Genomic DNA, 18,473 nt, shown 5'->3' with positions numbered 1-18,473 from the left:
AAACTACTACAGCGAAAAAAGTGGCCGGATTATGCCAGAAACGCCCAAAAAAAGTAGGCCCCTCCTGTCAGAACTGCGCTTTTGCGCAATTCGACAGGAGATTGTCCTGAGGTTAAACGTTTCAGTGACGAGTTTCTGAGGCCGCGTCCGTACCGCCACCGGCAAACAGTTGCGCCACATCACTGGCGTCGAAGAAATAGCGCTCGTTACAGAACTGGCAATCGATCTCCACCTGCCCGCCGCATTCTTCCACCAGCGCCTTGGCATCGTGCTCGCCCAGACTGACCAGCGCATTGCCGGAACGTTCGCGCGAGCAGCTGCAGTTGAAGCGCAGCGGCTGGATATCGAACAGGCGTACGGCGTCCTCGTGGTACAGGCGATGCAGCAGCGTCTCGTTGTCCAGCGCCCACTCCTCGGCCTTGAGCGTGCTGGCCAAGGCCACCACATGCTGCCAGCTCTCTTCACGCTCTTCGTCATCAGGTTGGCGATCGCGCGGCAGTTGCTGCAACAGCAGGCCACGGGCCTTGCCGCTGGAGGTGTCGAGCCAGAAGCGGGTGTTCAGCTGTTGCGACTGAACGAAGTAGTTGGTGAAGCACTCCGACAGGTTGACGCCATCGAGGTCGACGGTGCCCTGGTAGCGCTGGCCCTTGACCGGGTCGATGGTCAGGGTCAAGTGGCCGCCTGGCATCAGCTGCGCCAGCGTGGCGCCGGCAGGGATCTGCTCGGCTTCGTAGCGGGCCATGCCACGGATGTCACGCTCACCCGAGCACTCCACCATCAGCAGCGGGATCGGCCCTTCGGAACGCGCCTGCAAAATCAGCAGGCCGTCGAACTTCAGCGCCCCCACCAGCAAGGCAGTGGCGGCCATCAGCTCGCCGAGCAGCGCCTGCACCGGCTGCGGGTACTCATGACGCGCCAGCACCGCGGCGTAGCTGTCATCGAGAGACACCCACTCGCCGCGCACATCGCGCTCGTCGAAGATGAAACGTTGGGTGAAATCGGTATCCGGCAAGTCGCTCATAGGTTTTGGCTATCTGAAAATGATGACAAAATGTTTACAAGGGTTATCGAACTACAGGCGAGAACCCCATGACAGAGCGCTCACTAGACGCTCCGATTCCTGTTTGCAATAGAGGTATTTTATGGACAATCGGCCACTGTTCCAAGCGAGGTGGTCCTGGGGACCCTTGGCGGCCTGCACGCTGCTGCCCATCGCACTACTGTCTTTCTGGTTATGGCCCATTGGCCAGATCTTGTGCCTGACTTTCGACGAGTGGCTGTTCCACAGCCTGAATGCGCCGCTGGCCGACAACACCACCTGGCGCTACATCTGGACCGTCGGCAGCCTGCGCCCGTTCGACATCGTCGTCGGCCTGATCCTGCTGGCAGTGCTCATCCGTGGTGACTGGGTGTTCAAGGCAGCCCAGGTTCGCCAGGCTTTTCTCGGCTTTCTGGTCACGCTACTTCTCTTAGTGGTGATTCGCGCGCTGTTTTCCAAGTGGGTGGATGCGGTCGGCTGGCAACACAACAGCCCATCGATGATGTTCGACGACGCGGTTCACCTCAGTGACTTCTACCCGCACCTGGAGGCAGCCTGGGAGCTCAAGGACCGTTCCAGCAAGAGTTTCCCCGGGGATCACGCCTCGGTGTTGCTGATCTGGGCGTTGTTCCTGAGCGTGTTCAGCCGCCGCCTGGTGCAGTACCTGCTGATCTGGGGGCTGGCGCTGCTGTTCATGCTGCCGCGCCTGGTGGCGGGTGCTCACTGGGGGCAGGACGACTACATCGGTGGGTTGCTGATGGCAGTGCTGGCGTTGGGCTGGAGCCTGTACACGCCGCTGGCGGCCAAGGGCAGTGCGGCGTTGGTGCGCTGGACGGCGCCGTTGTTCGCGATCGCGGCGAAGCTACCGTTGGTCGGCAAGCTGGCGGTGGTTCGCTAGAACCTCGGGGCTGCTGCGCAGCCCATCGCCGGCAAGCCAGCTCCCACCTCGACCGCATAGGCCTCAAGCCCTGTGCAATACCTGTGGGAGCTGGCTTGCCGGCGATGAGGCCAGTCCAGGCAATACAAGACAGTTGCTCCCACAGGTACTGCACAAGGCCTGAGGTTTTTGCCATTCCTGTGGGAGCTGGCTTGCCGGCGATGGGCCGCGAAGCGGCCCCGGCTATTCGAAGCTGCCATGCAGTTGGTGAATCTGCCGCCGCTGCTTCTTGGTCGGCCGGCCATCGGTGGTCACACCCATCGCCCCCGCCTTGCGCAACTCGGCCGCCTGTTCACGGCGACGCACGCTGTCCTCGGTTTCCTCATACAAGGTCTGCGCCTCTGGCGCCCCACGCCGCACCACCGACAGCGCCTTCACCACCACCGTGCGTTCATCGAACCCAGTGCGCAACACGAACTCGTCGCCCACCCGCGGTTCCTTGCCCGGCTTGCAACGCTCGCCCCGGCAATGCACCTTGCCACTCTCGATCGCCGCCTTGGCCAGGGCGCGGGTCTTGTAGAAGCGCGCCGCCCACAGCCACTTGTCCAGGCGAACCTTGTCGTCGTCTTCGGCTTTTTGTGCCATCTCGTTACCTCGAATACTGTGTTTCATCGAACTGTACTACCGTAACGATCGGATGCAAAAAATCCCCGCCGTGCTTACAGTTCACCACCTCATTCGCAGGGTGCGCTTCGTGAAGACATTTGACCATTTGACTGTGATCGGCCTGCGCGAGTGGGTCGCCCTGCCCGACCTTGGCGTGGCCGGGCTGCGCGCCAAGATCGACACCGGCGCCAGCACCTCCAGCCTGCACGCCACCGAAGTGGAGCCGTTCGAGCGCGACGGCCAGCCCTGGGTTCGCTTCACCGCACACCTGGGCTCGGTGGTGCAGCTGCGTCACCGCCGTTGCGAGGCACCGCTGGTAACCATGAAGACCATCAAGAGCTCCAACGGCCAGGCCCAGACTCGCTATGTCATCCGCACGTCACTGGCCCTGGGCGATGGTGTGTGGGAAGTGGAATTCACCCTGGCCTGCCGCAAGAACATGCGTTACCGCCTGCTGCTTGGTTCCAAGGCCCTGATCCATGGCCAACTGGTGGTCAACCCGGGCCTGAAATACGTACAAGACAAACCGGCCTTCCCGGCCACCCTTTCTCCTGTCACAGGTGCTGCATGAAGATCGCTGTGCTGTCGCGCAATCCGCGTCTGTATTCCACCCGCCGCCTGGTCGAGGCCGGTACCCAGCGTGGCCACGAAATGGTAGTGATCGATACCCTGCGGGCCTACATGAACATCGCCAGCCACAAGCCGCAGATCCACTACCGTGGCAAGCCGCTGGAAGGCTTCGATGCGGTGATCCCGCGCATTGGCGCGTCGGTGACGTTCTATGGCTGCGCGGTATTGCGCCAGTTCGAGATGATGGGCGTGTACCCGCTCAACGAGTCGGTGGCGATTGCCCGCTCGCGCGACAAGTTGCGCTCGCTGCAGCTGTTGTCTCGGCGCGGCATCGGCCTGCCGGTCACCGGCTTCGCCCACTCGCCGGATGACATCCCCGACCTGATCCAGATGGTCAACGGCGCCCCGTTGGTGATCAAGGTGCTGGAAGGTACCCAGGGCATCGGCGTGGTGCTGTGCGAAACCACCAAGGCCGCCGAATCGGTGATCGAGGCGTTCATGGGCCTGAAGCAGAACATCATGGTTCAGGAGTACATCAAGGAAGCCGGTGGTGCGGATATTCGCTGCTTCGTGGTGGGTGACAAGGTCATCGCCTCGATGAAGCGCCAGGCCAAGCCTGGGGAGTTCCGCTCCAACCTGCACCGCGGCGGAGTGGCCAGCTTGATCAAGATCACCCCGGAAGAGCGCATGACGGCCATTCGCGCGGCCAAGGTGATGGGCTTGAGTGTGGCGGGGGTGGATATCCTGCGCTCCAACCATGGGCCGTTGGTGATGGAGGTGAACTCGTCGCCTGGGCTGGAGGGGATCGAAGTGACCACCGGCAAGAACGTGGCCGCGATGATCATCGAGCACCTGGAGAAGAATGGCGGGCCTAACCAGACCCGGACCAAGGGTAAAGGCTGATTAACGCCTGTACCGGCCTCTTCGCGGGCAAGCCCGCTCCTACATGGATGGCGCAAGCCCTGTAGGAGCGGGCTTGCCCGCGAAGAGGCCAGTGAAGCTCACACAGCATTGCGCGGCAGCAATAGCCCCAGCGGCAACCTTACCCGCGCCTCGATCCCGCCACCGGAACGATTGCGCAGCTCGACATTGCCGCCATGCTGCGCCGCGATCCGCTTGACGATCGCCAACCCCAGCCCGGTGCCCTTGCCGCCCCGCGCCCGGTCCCCACGAATGAACGGGTTGAAGATGGTCTCCAGCTCCGACTCGTCGATCCCGGCCCCGCGGTCCAGCACGCTCAGCACCACATAGGGTGCACTCTCGTCACCCGACACATAGGCGGCCACCTCGACCCCCTTGCCGGCGTGGTGCAGGGCGTTGCCGATCAGGTTGCCCAGCATGCGCTTGAGCGACACCCGACGCAGCGGGAACGGTGGAATCGGCTCCAGACACAGGCGCACGCGCTCTTGCGGCTGGTTGTACGGGGCCACCACCTCGCGCACCAGGTCGGCCAGGTCGACCTCTTCCACCGGCTCGTCACGGCCATCGCGGATGAAGGCGAGGAACTGGTCCAGAATCGCATCCATGTCCTCGATATCGCGGACCATGTCGTCACTCAGTTCGTTGTCGCTGTTCAACAACGACAGCGACAGGCGCAGGCGCGTCAGCGGTGTGCGCAGATCGTGGGAAACCCCGGCCAGCATCAGCTCGCGCTCGCGCCCGGCCTGCTCGACATCCTCGGCCATCTGGTTGAAGGCCCTGTACACCTCGGCCATCTCGCTGGGCGTATCGCTGATCGGCAGACGCACGCTGCGCCCCTGGCCCAGCTGGCGAGCGGCAAACACCAGGCGCTTGAGCGGCTGGTTCAACTGGCGCACGAAGATCCATGCCGAGGCGGTGGACAACAGGCCGATGGCCAGGAACCAGCCCAGCACGTTCCAGATTTTCTGCCCACGCAGCGGGTGCGGGTACAACGGTACCTTCAGCCAGCCCGGGCCCAGGCTTGGCGCATTGACCCACAACGCCGGTGGCGCATGGATGCGCAGCCGCACCTCGGTGTCCTCACCCAGCTCGGCCTGCATCTGCCGTTGGTAGATTTCGCTGTAGGGCCAGTGCTGCTCACCTTCGGGCACACCCGAACCAGTCACGCGGATAAGGCCGGCTGCCTCGGCGATCTTGTCGCGGTTTTCTTCGTCTGCAGCCCAATAGGCGCGCAAGGTCAGCGCCACGCCGTGGCTGTACTGACGGTCGACCAGCACGTCCTCGTTCATCAGCAGGTAGACCAGGGTCAGGGCCTTGGAGAACAGGACGACGATCAACACCAGCCACAGGGTGCGGGCGAAGAAACTTTGCGGAAACCAGAGCGGTGTTTTCATCGACGACTAGGCATCATTTGCCGGCATTTCCGTCCGGTACGAACACGTAGCCCACGCCCCAGACGGTCTGGATATAGCGTGGCTTGGACGGGTCCGGCTCGATCATGCGGCGCAGGCGCGAGATCTGCACGTCGATGGAGCGCTCCAGCGCATCCCACTCGCGGCCACGGGCCAGGTTCATCAGCTTGTCGCGGGTCAGCGGTTCGCGGGCGTGCATCACCAGGGCCTTGAGCACGGCGAATTCACCGGTGGTGAGCATGTGCACTTCGTCGCCCCGCTTGAGTTCGCGGGTAGCCAGCGACAGCTCGTAGTCACCGAAGGTGACCGATTCGTCCTCGCTACCCGGTGCCCCTGGTACGGCCGGGGCCTGGCGGCGCAGCACGGCCTTGACCCGGGCCATCAGCTCATCCGGGTTGAACGGTTTGCCCAGGTAGTCGTCGGCACCCAGCTCCAGGCCCTTGATACGGCTGAGCTCGTCGCCCTTGGCGGTGAGCATGATGATCGGGATCTGGTTGTTCTGCTGGCGCAGGCGCTTGCATGCGGACAGGCCGTCTTCGCCCGGCAGCATCAGGTCGAGCACCACCAGGTTGAACACCTCGCGCTGCAGCAGGCGGTCCATCTGCTCGGTGTTGGGCACCGCGCGGGCGCGGTAGCCCTTGCTGGTGAAGAAACGTTCCAGCAGGCTGCTCAGCCCCGGATCGTCGTCGACGATGAGAATCTTGTCACCTTCAGCGGTGTTTGCGGTGCCGGTCATGAATAACTCCTCTGATATCGCCGCGCATTATGGCTTAGCCATTGCTGCACGTTGCGTGAGCATTGTTAGCAGATTTTTCCCTCGGCGCCAGTTCCGGCTGGCCGGGCGCCATCACCGCAAGCCGTTTGCGATGGGTATAATGCGCGGCTTTCATCCAGCGCCGCCGGGCGAAATGCCCACAGGCGACCCCCGTATTCACAAATGTCAGGTGGTTTACATGGACAGCATCAACAGCCGTATCGCCGAGGAACTGGGCGTACGCCCCCAGCAGGTCGAGGCGGCCGTGGGCCTGTTGGACGAAGGCTCGACCGTGCCCTTCATCGCCCGTTACCGCAAGGAAGTGACCGGTAGCCTGGACGATACCCAGCTGCGCCATCTGGAAGAGCGCCTGCGCTATCTGCGCGAACTCGACGAGCGCCGCGCCAGCATCCTGGCCAGCATCGAAGAACAGGGCAAGCTGACCCCGGAACTGGCCCGTGAGATCAAGCTGGCCGACACCAAGACCCGCCTCGAAGACTTGTACCTGCCGTACAAGCAGAAGCGCCGCACCAAGGGCCAGATCGCCCTGGAGGCCGGCCTCGGCGAACTGGCCGACGGCCTGTTCAACGACCCCAACCTGGTTCCGGAAAGCGAAGCCGCGCGCTTCGTCGACGCTGAAAAAGGCGTGGCCGACGTCAAGGCGGCACTGGAAGGCGCCAAGTACATCCTCATGGAGCGCTTCGCCGAAGACGCCGCCCTGCTCGACAAGCTGCGCAGCTTCCTCAAGCAGGAAGCGGTGCTCAGCGCCCGCGTGGTGGCCGGCAAGGAAGAAGAAGGCGCCAAGTTCCGCGACTACTTCGCCCATGACGAACTGCTGCGCAATGCCCCGTCGCACCGCGCCCTGGCGATTTTCCGCGGGCGCAACGAAGGCGTGCTGAGCGCCTCGCTGAAGGTCGGCGAAGAACTGCCCGGCACCCTGCACCCGTGCGAGCTGATGATCGGCAACCACGTCGGCATCGAGAACCGCAGCCGCCCGGCTGACAAGTGGCTGGGCGAGGTGGTGCGCTGGACCTGGAAGGTCAAGCTGTACAGCCACCTGGAAACCGACCTGTTCGGCGAACTGCGCGACAACGCCGAAGGCGAGGCGATCAACGTGTTCGCCCACAACCTGCACGACCTGCTGCTGGCCGCGCCGGCCGGCCCGCGCGCCACCCTGGGCTTTGACCCGGGCCTGCGCACCGGCTGCAAGATCGCCGTGGTCGACGCCACCGGCAAGCTGCTGGACCACACCACGGTGTACCCGCACGCACCGAAGAACGACTGGGACCGCACCATTTCCATCATGGCCGCGCTGTGCGCCAAGCATTCGGTGGAGCTGATCGCCATCGGCAACGGCACCGCCAGCCGCGAGAGCGACAAACTGGTGGCCGAGCTGGTCAAAAAGTATCCAGCACTGAAGATCACCAAGGTCATGGTCTCCGAAGCGGGTGCTTCGGTGTACTCGGCCTCGGAGCTGGCCGCCCGCGAATTCCCCGACCTGGACGTGTCGATCCGTGGCGCCGTGTCGATTGCCCGCCGCCTGCAGGACCCGTTGGCCGAGCTGGTGAAGATCGACCCGAAATCCATCGGTGTCGGCCAGTACCAGCATGACGTGTCCCAACTGAAACTGGCGCGTGGCCTGGACGCCGTGGTCGAGGACTGCGTGAACGCCGTGGGCGTCGATGTGAACACCGCTTCGGTGGCGCTGCTGACGCGTATTTCCGGCCTTAACGCCACCCTGGCGCAGAACATCGTCGCCCACCGTGATGCCAATGGCCCGTTCGCCACTCGTGCGGCGCTGAAAAAGGTCAGCCGCCTGGGTGAAAAAACCTTCGAACAGGCCGCCGGCTTCCTGCGTGTGATGAACGGCGACAACCCGCTGGACGCCTCCGCCGTGCACCCGGAGGCCTACCCGCTGGTGCAGCGCATCGCCGCCGGCACCGACCGCGACATTCGCTCGCTGATCGGTGACAGCAGCTTCCTCAAGCGCCTGGACCCGAAAAAGTTCACCGACGAAACCTTCGGCCTGCCGACCGTCACCGACATCCTGCAAGAGCTGGACAAGCCCGGCCGCGACCCACGCCCCGAGTTCAAGACCGCCACCTTCCAGGACGGCGTCGAAGACCTCAAGGACCTGGAGCCGGGCATGATCCTCGAAGGCGTGGTGACCAACGTCACCAACTTCGGTGCCTTCGTCGACATCGGCGTGCACCAGGACGGCCTGGTGCACATCTCGGCGCTGTCGGAGAAGTTCGTCAAGGACCCACGTGAAGCGGTCAAGGCCGGCGACGTGGTCAAGGTCAAGGTCATGGAAGTGGACATCCCGCGCAAGCGCGTCGGCCTGTCCATGCGCATGAGCGACACCCCGGGCGAGAAGGTCGAAGGCAACCGCGGCGGCAACCGTGGCAATGGCGGCAACCGTCAGCAACAGGCCCCGCGCCAGCGTGAAACCGCCACTGCCGCGCCGGCCAACAACGCCATGGCCGCCCTGTTCGCCAACGCCAAGCAGTTGAAGAAGAAGTGATGGACGTTCCACGCGAATACGTCGAAAGCGCCTTCAGCCAGCTCCTCGGCTGCCGCCTGCAACGCCTGGACACAGGTGTTGCCGAGGTAGCCCTGGCGCTCGAACCACACCTGCGCAACCGTGGCCAGAAGCTGCATGGCGGGGCGATCTTCAGCCTGGTGGACATCGCCATGGGCCTGGCCTGCTCGGCCAGCCATGGCTTTGACCAGCAGAGCGTCACCATCGAGTGCAAGATCAACTACATGCGCGCCGTCAGTGACGGTGAAGTGCTGTGCACCGCCCGCGTACTGCACGCCGGGCGGCGTACCCTGGTGGTCGACGCCGACGTAGTCCAGGGCGACAAGCTGGTGGCAAAAGCGCAAGGAACCTTCGCGGTTCTCTAGCTCACCAAGCAGTATCTGCGGTATTTTTGGCAACAGCCGGGGGCTGCTGCGCAGCCCATCGCCGGCAAGCCGGGCTCCCACAGGTAATCCACAAGCCTGAATATTGTGGTGACCTGTGGGAGCCTGGCTTGCCAGCGATGGGGCGCGCAGCGGCCCCTGCAGTCGGCGCTGCGCAATGCCGGAACCGCGTAAACCAGGCGACAACGCCAGTTCCTTTTCCAACTACCCTTGTAGACCGTCTTTCCTACCCCCATATTGGGGCGACTGACGCGTGAAGGAATACATCTTGAGCGACCTCCTCAACCGCCGCCTGAGCCTGCTCGGCGCCAATCTCCCCCTGCTCGAGCAGTGCCTGCACGGTATTGAGCGCGAATGCCTGCGCGTGACCGACGAAGGTCGCCTGGCCCAGACCCCGCATCCGGAAGCACTGGGATCGGCGCTGACCAACGAGCAGATCACCACCGATTATTCCGAATCGCTGCTGGAGTTCATCACCCCAGCGCTGGCCGACCCGGCCAAGGTGCTCGAAAGCCTCGAACAGACCCACCGTTTCGTCTACAGCAAGCTGGGCGACGAATACCTGTGGAGCCCGTCGATGCCCTGCACGCTACCGGCCGAGGAGGACATCCCGATCGCCGAGTACGGCACCTCGAACATCGGCAAGCTCAAGCACGTCTACCGCAAGGGCCTGGCCCTGCGCTACGGCCGCACCATGCAGTGCATCGCCGGCATCCATTACAACTTCTCGCTGCCGGAAGCGCTGTGGCCGTTGCTGCGCGCCGCCGAAGGCGGCAGCGAGAACGACCGCGACTACCAGTCGTCGGCCTACATCGCGCTGATCCGCAACTTCCGCCGCTACAGCTGGCTGCTGATGTACCTGTTCGGCGCCTCGCCGGCCCTGGACAAAGGCTTCCTGCGGGGCCGCCCGCACCAACTCGAAGAGCTGGACGCCGAAACCCTGTTCCTGCCCTACGCCACCAGCCTGCGCATGAGTGACCTGGGCTACCAGAGCAACGCCCAGGCCGGCCTCACGCCGTGCTACAACAACCTCGCCAGCTACACCGACAGCCTGCGCAAGGCGGTGGGCACGCCCTACCCGCCTTACGTCGAAGTCGGCACGCACGTGGACGGCGAGTGGGTGCAGCTGAACACCAACATCCTGCAGATCGAAAACGAGTATTACTCGAACATCCGCCCCAAGCGGGTCACCTACACCGGCGAACGGCCGATCCAGGCCCTGACTTCGCGCGGTGTGCAGTATGTGGAAGTGCGTTGCCTGGACATCAACCCGTTCCTGCCGGTAGGTATCGACCTGACCGAAGCGCGCTTCCTCGACGCATTCCTGCTGTTCTGTGCGCTGGAAGATAGCCCGCAGCTGGACAACGGCGAATGCGGCCAGTGCACCAGCAACTTCCTGAGCGTGGTCAAGGAAGGCCGTCGCCCGGGCCTGGAGCTACACCGCAATGGCCAGCCGATAGCCTTGAAAGACTGGGCCAGCGAGCTGATCGAACGCATTCGGCCACTGGCCGACCTGCTCGACCAGGCGCAAGGCGGCGGGGAGCACGCCAAGGCCCTGGATGCCCAGCAGGCCAAGGTCGATGACCCGTCGCTGACGCCGTCGGCCCAGGTGCTGGCACGCATGACCGAACACGACGAGAGCTTCGTCCAGTTCTCGCTGCGCCAAAGCCGCATCCACGCCGAGACGTTCCGCGAGCAGCCGCTGAGCAACGAACAGCAACAGGCCTTCGAAACCCTGGCGCGTGAGTCCCTCGCCAAACAGTCCGAGCTGGAACAGGAAGAGGTCGGTGACTTCGACCTGTTCGTCGGTGCCTACCAGGCCAGCATCCTGGCGATCAGCAACTGATGAACCGCACCGCCAGCCCGCGCAAGCCGCGCGCCAGCAGCCAGGCCAGGATCGAAGCGATCTTGGCAGCGGCGCGTGAGCTGCTGGCCGAACAAGGGGTGGCAGCACTGTCGATCTACAGCGTGGCCGAGCGGGCACAGATTCCACCGTCGTCGGTGTATCACTTCTTCGCCAGCGTACCCGCCTTGCTGGAGGCTCTGACTGCCGACGTGCACCGGGCCTTTCGCGAAGCGCTGAGCGCGCCGATCGACAGCAGCGCATTCAGCACCTGGCACGAACTGTCACGGCTGATCGAGCAGCGCATGCTGGATATCTACAACGAAGATGCAGCGGCTCGGCAGCTGATCCTGGCCCAGCATGGCCTGAGCGAAGTGGTACAGGCTGACCGGCAGCACGACATGGAACTGGGCGACTTGATGCACAAGTTGTTCGACCAGCATTTTCATCTACCGGTGATGCCGCTGGATGTGGATGTGTTTGCCCTGGCCATGGAACTGAGCGACCGGGTATATGCGCGGTCGGTGCAGTTGCATGAGGCGATCACACCGCGCATGGCCGAGGAAGGCAAGCGGGTGTTCGAGGCGTATCTGGGGTTGTATCTGCCGCCTTTCCTGGCCAAGCGTTCAAACTGAGATTTTTGGGGCCGCGTCGCGGCCCTTCGCGGGCAAGCCCTACATTGGGATTGCTTATCCATTGTAGGAGCGGGCTTGCCCGCGAAGGGCTGCAAAGCAGCCCCAATATCGAACAGCAACATCACAACTTGGCGATAGACACTTCAGTCGACTTCACAAAGGCAATCACCTCACTACCCACCTGCAGCTCCAGCTCACGCACGGAGCGGGTGGTAATGACCGAGGTGACGATACCCGAAGCAGTCTGCACGTCGATTTCCGACAGCACCGGGCCTTCGAGGATTTCTTTCACGGTACCTTTGAACTGGTTGCGTACGTTGATGGCTTTGATGGTCATGATTTGATTCCTTCTCTATGGCTTCAGTCTGGTGAGTGAGTCATTCAGTGCGCCCAACGCAGCTGCGTGGGCAGAGGGGCTACAGGATCCGGCTCGGGCGCAGCGCCCGGGGCCGACAGAACACGGTTGAGCACTTCGCTTTCCAGCGCGGCCAGGCGGTGCGAACCACGCGCCCTGGGCCGTACCAGGTCGACAGTGAGGTCGAGCCCGACCTCGCCGTCCTCGATCAGGATCACCCGGTCAGCCACGGCAACCGCCTCGCTGACGTCATGGGTGACCAGCAGCACGGTGAAGCCGTGCTGACGCCACAGGCGCTCGATCAATTGCTGCATCTCGATACGGGTCAATGCATCCAGCGCACCCAGCGGCTCGTCCAGCAGCAACAGGCGCGGCTGGTGGATCAGCGCGCGGGCCAAGGCCACACGCTGCTTCTGGCCACCCGAGAGTGCCGCCGGCCATTCATGGGCGCGGTCGGCCAGGCCAACCGCTTCCAAGGCCTCCAACGCACGCGGGCGCCAGTCGCCAGACAGGCCCAGGCCAACGTTGTCGATCACCTTCTTCCACGGCAGCAGGCGGGCGTCCTGGAACATCAGGCGGGTTTCTTCACGGGCCTCTTCCAGCGGCGCGGCACCGGCCAGCAGTTGGCCTGCGGTGGGTTGGTCGAGCCCGGCCAGCAGGCGCAGCAAGGTGCTCTTGCCGCAACCGCTGCGGCCGACGATGGCGACGAACTGGCCGGCCGGGATGTGCAGGTCGATGCCCTTCAACACTTCGCGCTGGCCAAAGGTCTTGCGCAGGCCGCTGGATGCCAGCGGGATACCACGCAACAGGCGTGGCGGCTGTTCCTTGAGCACGGTCATACGCCCTCCTTCCTGGCCACTTGATAGGCTGGATGCCAACGCAGCCAAACACGTTCCAGGCCACGAGCGGCAAGGTCGGCGAGCTTGCCGAGCACGGCGTACAGGACGATGGCCAACACCACCACGTCGGTCTGCAGGAATTCACGGGCGTTCATCGCCAGGTAGCCGATGCCGGCGTTGGCCGAAATGGTTTCCGCCACGATCAGGGTCAGCCACATGAAGCCCAGGGCAAAGCGCACGCCCACCAGGATCGATGGCAGCGCCCCCGGCAGGATCACCTGGCGGAACAGGCTGAAGCCGGACAGGCCATAGCTGCGGGCCATCTCCACCAGCGCCGGGTCGACGTTGCGAATGCCGTGGTAGGTATTCAGGTAGATCGGGAACAGCGTACCCAGCGCGACCAGGAAGATCTTTGCCGACTCGTCGATACCGAACCACAGGATCACCAGCGGGATCAGTGCCAGGTGCGGCACGTTGCGGATCATCTGCACCGAGCTGTCGAGCAGGCGTTCGCCCCAGTTCGACAGGCCGGTGATGAAGCCCAGCACCAGGCCGATGCTGCCACCGATGACGAAGCCCAGCCCGGCACGCCAGCCACTGATGGCCAGGTGGGTCCAGATTTCGCCGCTGCGCACCAGCTCGACGCCCGCACTGACCACGGCGCTGGGCGCTGGCAGGATGCGCGTCGACAGCCAGCCAGCGCTGACCGCCAACTGCCAGACGGCCAGCAGCAGCACCGGCAGCGCCCATGGCGCCAGGCGCTGGGCCAGGTTGTTGGAAGTTGCACGACTCATGGCCTGGCCCTCAGCTCTGCGCGACGGACTTGGGCAGGATATCGTTGGCCACCATCTCGCCGAACGGGCTTACGTAACCACCCGCTTTCGGCTGCTCCGGGCGCTGCACGTCAAGGTGCGGGAACAGCAGCTCGGCGACACGGTAGGACTCTTCCAGATGTGGGTAACCCGAGAAGATGAAGGTATCGATGCCCAGCTCAGCGTATTCCTTGACCCGAGCCGCCACGGTCGGGCCATCGCCGACCAGTGCGGTACCGGCGCCGCCACGTACCAGGCCGACCCCCGCCCACAGGTTGGGGCTGACTTCCAGGTTGTCACGGTTGCCGCCGTGCAGGGCAGCCATGCGCTGCTGGCCCACCGAATCGAAGCGCGCCAGCGAGGCCTGGGCACGGGCGATGGTGTCATCGTCCAGGTGCGAGATCAGGCGGTCGGCGGCGGCCCAGGCTTCTTCGTTGGTTTCACGCACGATCACATGCAAGCGGATACCGAAGCGTACCTCACGGCCTTGAGCGGCAGCCTTTTCGCGCACCTGGGCGATCTTCTCGGCAACGGCGGCAGGTGGCTCGCCCCAGGTCAGGTACAGCTCGACCTGCTCGGCGGCCAAGTCCTGGGCGGCTTCGGACGAACCGCCAAAGTACAGCGGCGGACGGGGTTGCTGAATTGGCGGATAGAGCAGCTTGGCGCCCTTCACCTGAATGTGCTTGCCTTGGTAGTCGACGTTTTCACCTTCCAGCACCTTGCGCCAGATACGGGTGAACTCGACCGAGGCTTCGTAGCGCTCTTCATGGCTCAGGTGCAGGCCGTCACCGGCCAGCTCGTCCGGGTCGCCACCGGTCACCAGGTTGAACAGCGCGCGGCCGTTGGACAGGCGGTCCAGGGTTGCAGCCTGGCGCGCCGCGACGGTCGGCGAAATGATGCCTGGGCGCAGGGCAACCAGGAACTTCAGACGCTGGGTCACCGGGATCAGCGACGCTGCCACCAGCCAGGAGTCCTCGCAGGAGCGCCCGGTAGGAATCAGCACCCCGCCAAAACCAAGGCGGTCGGCGGCCTGGGCGATCTGCTGCAGGTAGCCGTGGTCGACCGCACGGGCGCCGTCGGAAGTGCCCAGGTACTTGCCGTCACCGTGGGTAGGGAGGAACCAGAAAATGTTAAGGCTCATTGGAGTTGTCTCCTCAAGGGTGGCGGGGGCCAGACGGCGCCCCGGCACAGGCGAATCAATCAAGGCGCGCTAGCGACCTTGGCCGGGGGTGTCCAGATCACGTCCTTGATGCTCAGCGGCTTGGGGATAAGCTTCAGCGCCTGGAACGTGTCGGCGATCTTCTGTTGCGCGGCCACCACTTCCGCGGTGAGCGGTGCGGCGCCGTAGCCCTGGCGCTTGACCGAGGTCAGGGTGATGTCAGCGGGCAAGCCGAGCAGTGGTGCGACCTGGTCGGTGACCTCCTGCGGGTTGGCCTGGGACCACTCGCCCACAGCGCGCACTTCTTCGATCAGGGTGTTGATCACCGCCGGGTGCTGCGTCGCGTAGTTGCGGGTAGCCAGGTAGAACTGGTGGTTGTCGACCAGGTCCTTGCCGTCGCGCAGGGTACGAGCCTGCAGTTGTTGCTCGGCGGCAGCCTGATACGGGTCCCAGATCACCCAGGCATCCACGCTGCCGCGCTCGAAAGCGGCCCGGGCGTCAGAGGGGGGCAGGTAGACCGGTTGGATGTCGCTGTACTTCAGGCCCGCATCTTCCAGGGCACGCACCAACAGGTAGTGGACGTTGGAGCCTTTGTTGAGGGCGACTTTCTTGCCCTTGAGTTCTTTCACCGACTGGATCGGCGAGCCCTTCGGCACCAGGATCGCCTCGCTGTGCGGCGCAGGCGGCTCGTAGGCGACGTAGAGCAGGTCGGCACCGGCGGCCTGGGCGAATACCGGTGGGGTTTCGCCCGTCACGCCGAAGTCGATGGAGCCGACGTTCAGCCCTTCAAGCAGCTGCGGGCCACCGGGGAATTCGGTCCACTGCACCTGCACGCCCTGCTCGGCCAGGCGCTTTTCCAACGTGCCCTTGGCCTTGAGCAGCACCAGGGTGCCGTATTTCTGATAACCGATACGCAGGCTCTCGGCCTGGGCTTGGGTAATGGCGCCGAAGGACACAGCCGCCGCAAACAGGGCGACCAGACCACGACGCAAGAAGACTGTGCGCATGGCGCTCTCCTGTGCGAATGAGGTTCGGGTTGCACCTGCTTGCCTCGTTGTCGGGCGAGTAAGGTGTGGATGACGCGATAAAGCGTTGTACCGGGTCAGATGCTCCAGCGAGCACTGATCAGGCGTTTGAGACGACCAGCATTGCAGCGCTTCCTTGTGTCCTGCTGGGAGAGACATTAACAGTCACTGCATATATCTAGAAATCATATTTTTTCATTTGTTTATTCCATTTTAGATAATCATTTCCAGGCCCTGTTCGCGGGCTCGCCCGCTCCCACAGAAACAGTGCAGGCCTCGGCCTTGCGCGAAACCTGTGGGAGCGGGCAAGCCCGCGAAGAAGCCAACGCGATTTCCACAGGCATAAAAAAGGGCCGTCGAAACGGCCCGAAAATCCCTGCTTGGCTAAGAGCAATGCAACGAGGAATCCGTTAACGATTAGGCTGAGGGGTCAACCGCAGATAGGGTTTGACCGCGCGGTAACCTTTGGGGAAGCGCTGCTTGATCTCTTCCTCATCCTTGAGCGAAGGCACGATCACCACTTCGTCACCGTCCTGCCAGTTGCCTGGCGTGGCGACCTTGTGATTGTCGGTCAGCTGCAGCGAGTCGATCACCCGCAGGATTTCGTTGAAGTTGCGCCCGGTACTGGCCGGGTAGGTGATGGTCAGGCGCACCTTCTTGTTCGGGTCGATGACGAACAGCGAGCGCACGGTCAGGGTGTCGCTGGCGTTCGGGTGAATCAGGTCGTACAGGTCGGACACCTTGCGATCGGCATCGGCGATGATCGGGAAGTTGACCACGGTGTTCTGGGTCTCGTTGATGTCCTCGATCCAGCGGTGGTGCGAGTCGACCGGGTCCACCGACAGGGCGATGGCCTTGACCCCACGTTGGGTGAAGTCCTCCTTGAGCTTGGCGGTCAGCCCCAGCTCGGTGGTGCACACCGGGGTGAAGTCGGCCGGATGGGAGAACAACACCCCCCAGCTGTTACCCAGCCACTCGTGGAAGCGGATCTTGCCTTCGCTGGAATCCTGTTCGAAATCGGGGGCGATATCGCCGAGTTTGAGGCTCATGGGCTGCGGCTCCTATGCTGGGTTCTGTACCGTATGGGTTCAATGTGCCTGCATTCGATTAAAAATAAAAAGAATAAATACTGATTTATTTATAACCATAATGCATACGGAATGGCAGGCACAAAAAAGCCTCGCACTAGGCGAGGCTTTCTCTGTGGCTACGGCTTACAGGAAGTTGTAAGTGTAGTTCACGATGAAGCGAGTTTGATCCTTGTCGACCGGAGCTTCACCCTCACCACGGTAGATACCATGACGCAGGCTAGCACCCAGGCCCTTGAGGGTACCTTCCTGGATTACATAGTCGATGCGGGCGTCACGTTCCCACTCGTGGTAAGTACCATTACCAGAGAAGTTACGAATGTCCGTACCGCGCAGGTAAGCGACCGAAGCCTTCAGGCCAGGCACGCCAGCCTGGGCGAAATCATAGCTGTACTGACCGAAGGTGGTATTGGTACCAGCACGGGCGAACTGGTTGATCATACTATCGGTGAACAGGTAGAAGCTTGCGCCACCAGCACCTTCTGGACGGTCATTACCATCAGTTACCGAACCTTGGTTCAGCCAGACGAAACCACCGTCATCACTAACCTGCTGATGACCCAGCATCAACGCATGGCCGCCCAGGGTGTAGGTGAACATGGCGGACCAAGTCTTGTTGTCGACCTCGCCATTGTTCTTGCGATAGCCACCGTTGTTGTTGAAGCTGTATTCGCCAGGGCCATTCTTGCCATCGCTGCTGCTGTCGAAGTAGCGCAGGTCAGTTTTGAACGATTGGTCATCGGAAATCTTGAAGACATGGGTAGCACCCAGGAAGTGCTGTTTGTAGAAGTCTTTCAGATTCGAGTAGTAGTACTGCAATGTCAGGTCAGGAGTGAGCTTGTAGTCCAGACCGCCGTAGATGAACTTGTTGCTGTCGGCAGTTGCACCGTTGACCGACAGGCCAGTGCGGTTGCTCGAAGCACGACCCATGGCATGGGTCAGCTGGCCGGCATTGATGGTCAGGTTGTCGATTTCTTTCGACTGGATGGTGCCACCTTCAAAGGTTTGCGGCAGCAAACGACCATCGTTGGAGACCAGAATCGGCAGGTTCGGTGCCAGCGCGCTACCGAAGTGAGCTTCAGTTTTGGAGAAGCGGGCCTTGGCATTACCACCGATACGAGCCCACTGGCTCACCGCGGAGCCATCGGTGTCGCTCGGGAAGAAGGTGCTGCTATTCGGATGCTTGCCGCGGCCGCCGTCGAGATGAATCCCCCACAGAGCTTGTACGTCAACGCCAAAGCCTACAGTGCCTTCAGTGAAGCCCGAAAGATAATCCAACTTGAAGCCTTGACCGACTTCACGGTTGTCACCACCACGACCACGGGCGGAGTCAGGAAGGTTGATCTCACGGTTATCGTCATTGAAGTACATGGTGCGCGAGCTGAGCGACAGTTTGCTGTCTTCAACGAAACCGGCAGCACCTGCTGTTTGGGCGAAAACCCCCAGTGCCACGGCCACGGCCAGGCTGGACTTGTACATGTGTTGCTCCTCTACGTTCTAATTTTTGTGTATCTCTGGCGGCGGGATCTGCTGCCCCGCTCACCGTGGATTGG

At 62.9% G+C, this 18,473-nt stretch carries 18 protein-coding genes; 7 read left to right on the top strand and 11 right to left on the bottom strand.

Features of this window, described 5'->3' with window-relative positions:
• Window positions 1–121 precede the first annotated feature (121 nt).
• Window positions 122–1,021, bottom strand: a complete 900-nt coding sequence (hslO, locus tag TZ03_RS16620) for an Hsp33 family molecular chaperone HslO (RefSeq protein WP_051099174.1) — start codon at window positions 1,019–1,021, stop codon at window positions 122–124.
• 121 nt (window positions 1,022–1,142) lie between these two features.
• On the opposite strand from hslO, the gene TZ03_RS16615 reads away from it, so the two are divergent.
• Window positions 1,143–1,937 (top strand): phosphatase PAP2 family protein, encoded by a 795-nt coding sequence (locus TZ03_RS16615; protein ID WP_051099172.1) that lies wholly within the window; start codon window positions 1,143–1,145, stop codon window positions 1,935–1,937.
• Window positions 1,938–2,159: 222 nt separating this feature from the next.
• Here TZ03_RS16615 and TZ03_RS16610 read toward each other — a convergent pair whose 3' ends face one another.
• Entirely contained in the window at window positions 2,160–2,561 is a 402-nt protein-coding gene (locus tag TZ03_RS16610; RefSeq protein WP_013970457.1) for an RNA-binding S4 domain-containing protein, read from the bottom strand.
• A gap of 109 nt (window positions 2,562–2,670) precedes the next feature.
• Between TZ03_RS16610 and TZ03_RS16605 the strand changes: the two genes are divergently transcribed.
• Window positions 2,671–3,153, top strand: a complete 483-nt coding sequence (locus TZ03_RS16605; protein ID WP_041166351.1) for an ATP-dependent zinc protease — start codon at window positions 2,671–2,673, stop codon at window positions 3,151–3,153.
• Window positions 3,150–4,055 carry a 30S ribosomal protein S6--L-glutamate ligase gene (gene rimK / locus TZ03_RS16600; RefSeq protein WP_051099170.1) on the top strand — a complete coding sequence of 302 codons (906 nt, stop codon included), beginning with the start codon at window positions 3,150–3,152 and terminating at the stop codon, window positions 4,053–4,055. The genes TZ03_RS16605 and rimK overlap by 4 nt, the downstream gene beginning before the upstream one ends.
• 98 nt (window positions 4,056–4,153) lie before the next feature.
• Here the strand turns inward: rimK and TZ03_RS16595 are convergent, their stop codons facing one another.
• Window positions 4,154–5,467, bottom strand: a complete 1,314-nt coding sequence (locus TZ03_RS16595; RefSeq protein WP_051099168.1) for an ATP-binding protein — start codon at window positions 5,465–5,467, stop codon at window positions 4,154–4,156.
• Window positions 5,468–5,480: 13 nt separating this feature from the next.
• Window positions 5,481–6,221, bottom strand: coding sequence for a two-component system response regulator OmpR (ompR, locus tag TZ03_RS16590; RefSeq protein WP_016484407.1), 741 nt, complete (start codon window positions 6,219–6,221; stop codon window positions 5,481–5,483).
• A 217-nt stretch (window positions 6,222–6,438) separates the two neighbouring features.
• On the opposite strand from ompR, the gene TZ03_RS16585 reads away from it, so the two are divergent.
• The 4 genes from TZ03_RS16585 (at window position 6,439) to TZ03_RS16570 (ending at window position 11,642) form a co-directional block, all read left to right on the top strand.
• Entirely contained in the window at window positions 6,439–8,763 is a 2,325-nt protein-coding gene (locus tag TZ03_RS16585; RefSeq protein ID WP_051099166.1) for a Tex family protein, read from the top strand.
• Window positions 8,763–9,146: a PaaI family thioesterase gene (locus TZ03_RS16580; RefSeq protein WP_012270050.1), complete on the top strand. Its 384-nt coding sequence runs from the start codon at window positions 8,763–8,765 to the stop codon at window positions 9,144–9,146. Before TZ03_RS16585 ends, TZ03_RS16580 begins: the two co-directional genes overlap by 1 nt.
• 286 nt (window positions 9,147–9,432) lie before the next feature.
• Complete coding sequence (gene gshA / locus TZ03_RS16575) at window positions 9,433–11,010, top strand: glutamate--cysteine ligase (protein ID WP_177328476.1); 1,578 nt, start codon at window positions 9,433–9,435, stop codon at window positions 11,008–11,010.
• Window positions 11,010–11,642 (top strand): TetR/AcrR family transcriptional regulator, encoded by a 633-nt coding sequence (locus TZ03_RS16570; RefSeq protein WP_051099161.1) that lies wholly within the window; start codon window positions 11,010–11,012, stop codon window positions 11,640–11,642. Before gshA ends, TZ03_RS16570 begins: the two co-directional genes overlap by 1 nt.
• A 121-nt stretch (window positions 11,643–11,763) precedes the next feature.
• Here TZ03_RS16570 and TZ03_RS16565 read toward each other — a convergent pair whose 3' ends face one another.
• The 7 genes from TZ03_RS16565 to TZ03_RS16535 all read right to left on the bottom strand — a co-directional run bounded on the left by TZ03_RS16565 (window position 11,764) and on the right by TZ03_RS16535 (window position 18,399).
• Window positions 11,764–11,979, bottom strand: a complete 216-nt coding sequence (locus TZ03_RS16565) for a TOBE domain-containing protein (protein WP_003255829.1) — start codon at window positions 11,977–11,979, stop codon at window positions 11,764–11,766.
• A 44-nt stretch (window positions 11,980–12,023) separates the two neighbouring features.
• A complete protein-coding gene (gene ssuB, locus TZ03_RS16560) occupies window positions 12,024–12,836 on the bottom strand; it encodes an aliphatic sulfonates ABC transporter ATP-binding protein (RefSeq protein ID WP_051099159.1) in 813 nt (270 codons plus the stop codon).
• On the bottom strand, window positions 12,833–13,630 hold the full coding sequence (gene ssuC / locus TZ03_RS16555) for an aliphatic sulfonate ABC transporter permease SsuC (protein ID WP_051099156.1): 798 nt from the start codon (window positions 13,628–13,630) through the stop codon (window positions 12,833–12,835). Before ssuC ends, ssuB begins: the two co-directional genes overlap by 4 nt.
• A 10-nt stretch (window positions 13,631–13,640) precedes the next feature.
• Complete coding sequence (ssuD, locus tag TZ03_RS16550; protein ID WP_051099153.1) at window positions 13,641–14,789, bottom strand: FMNH2-dependent alkanesulfonate monooxygenase; 1,149 nt, start codon at window positions 14,787–14,789, stop codon at window positions 13,641–13,643.
• A 59-nt stretch (window positions 14,790–14,848) separates the two neighbouring features.
• Window positions 14,849–15,814, bottom strand: coding sequence for a sulfonate ABC transporter substrate-binding protein (locus tag TZ03_RS16545; protein WP_051099151.1), 966 nt, complete (start codon window positions 15,812–15,814; stop codon window positions 14,849–14,851).
• A 428-nt stretch (window positions 15,815–16,242) separates the two neighbouring features.
• On the bottom strand, window positions 16,243–16,881 hold the full coding sequence (locus TZ03_RS16540; RefSeq protein WP_051099149.1) for a peroxiredoxin: 639 nt from the start codon (window positions 16,879–16,881) through the stop codon (window positions 16,243–16,245).
• A 165-nt stretch (window positions 16,882–17,046) separates the two neighbouring features.
• Entirely contained in the window at window positions 17,047–18,399 is a 1,353-nt protein-coding gene (locus TZ03_RS16535; RefSeq protein WP_051099147.1) for an OprD family outer membrane porin, read from the bottom strand.
• Between the last annotated feature and the right edge of the window lie 74 nt (window positions 18,400–18,473).

The sequence above is a fragment of the Pseudomonas sp. 10-1B genome (genome assembly GCF_000935045.1).
GTDB lineage: Bacteria > Pseudomonadota > Gammaproteobacteria > Pseudomonadales > Pseudomonadaceae > Aquipseudomonas.
This window is presented reverse-complemented; position numbering and strand designations above follow the sequence as displayed.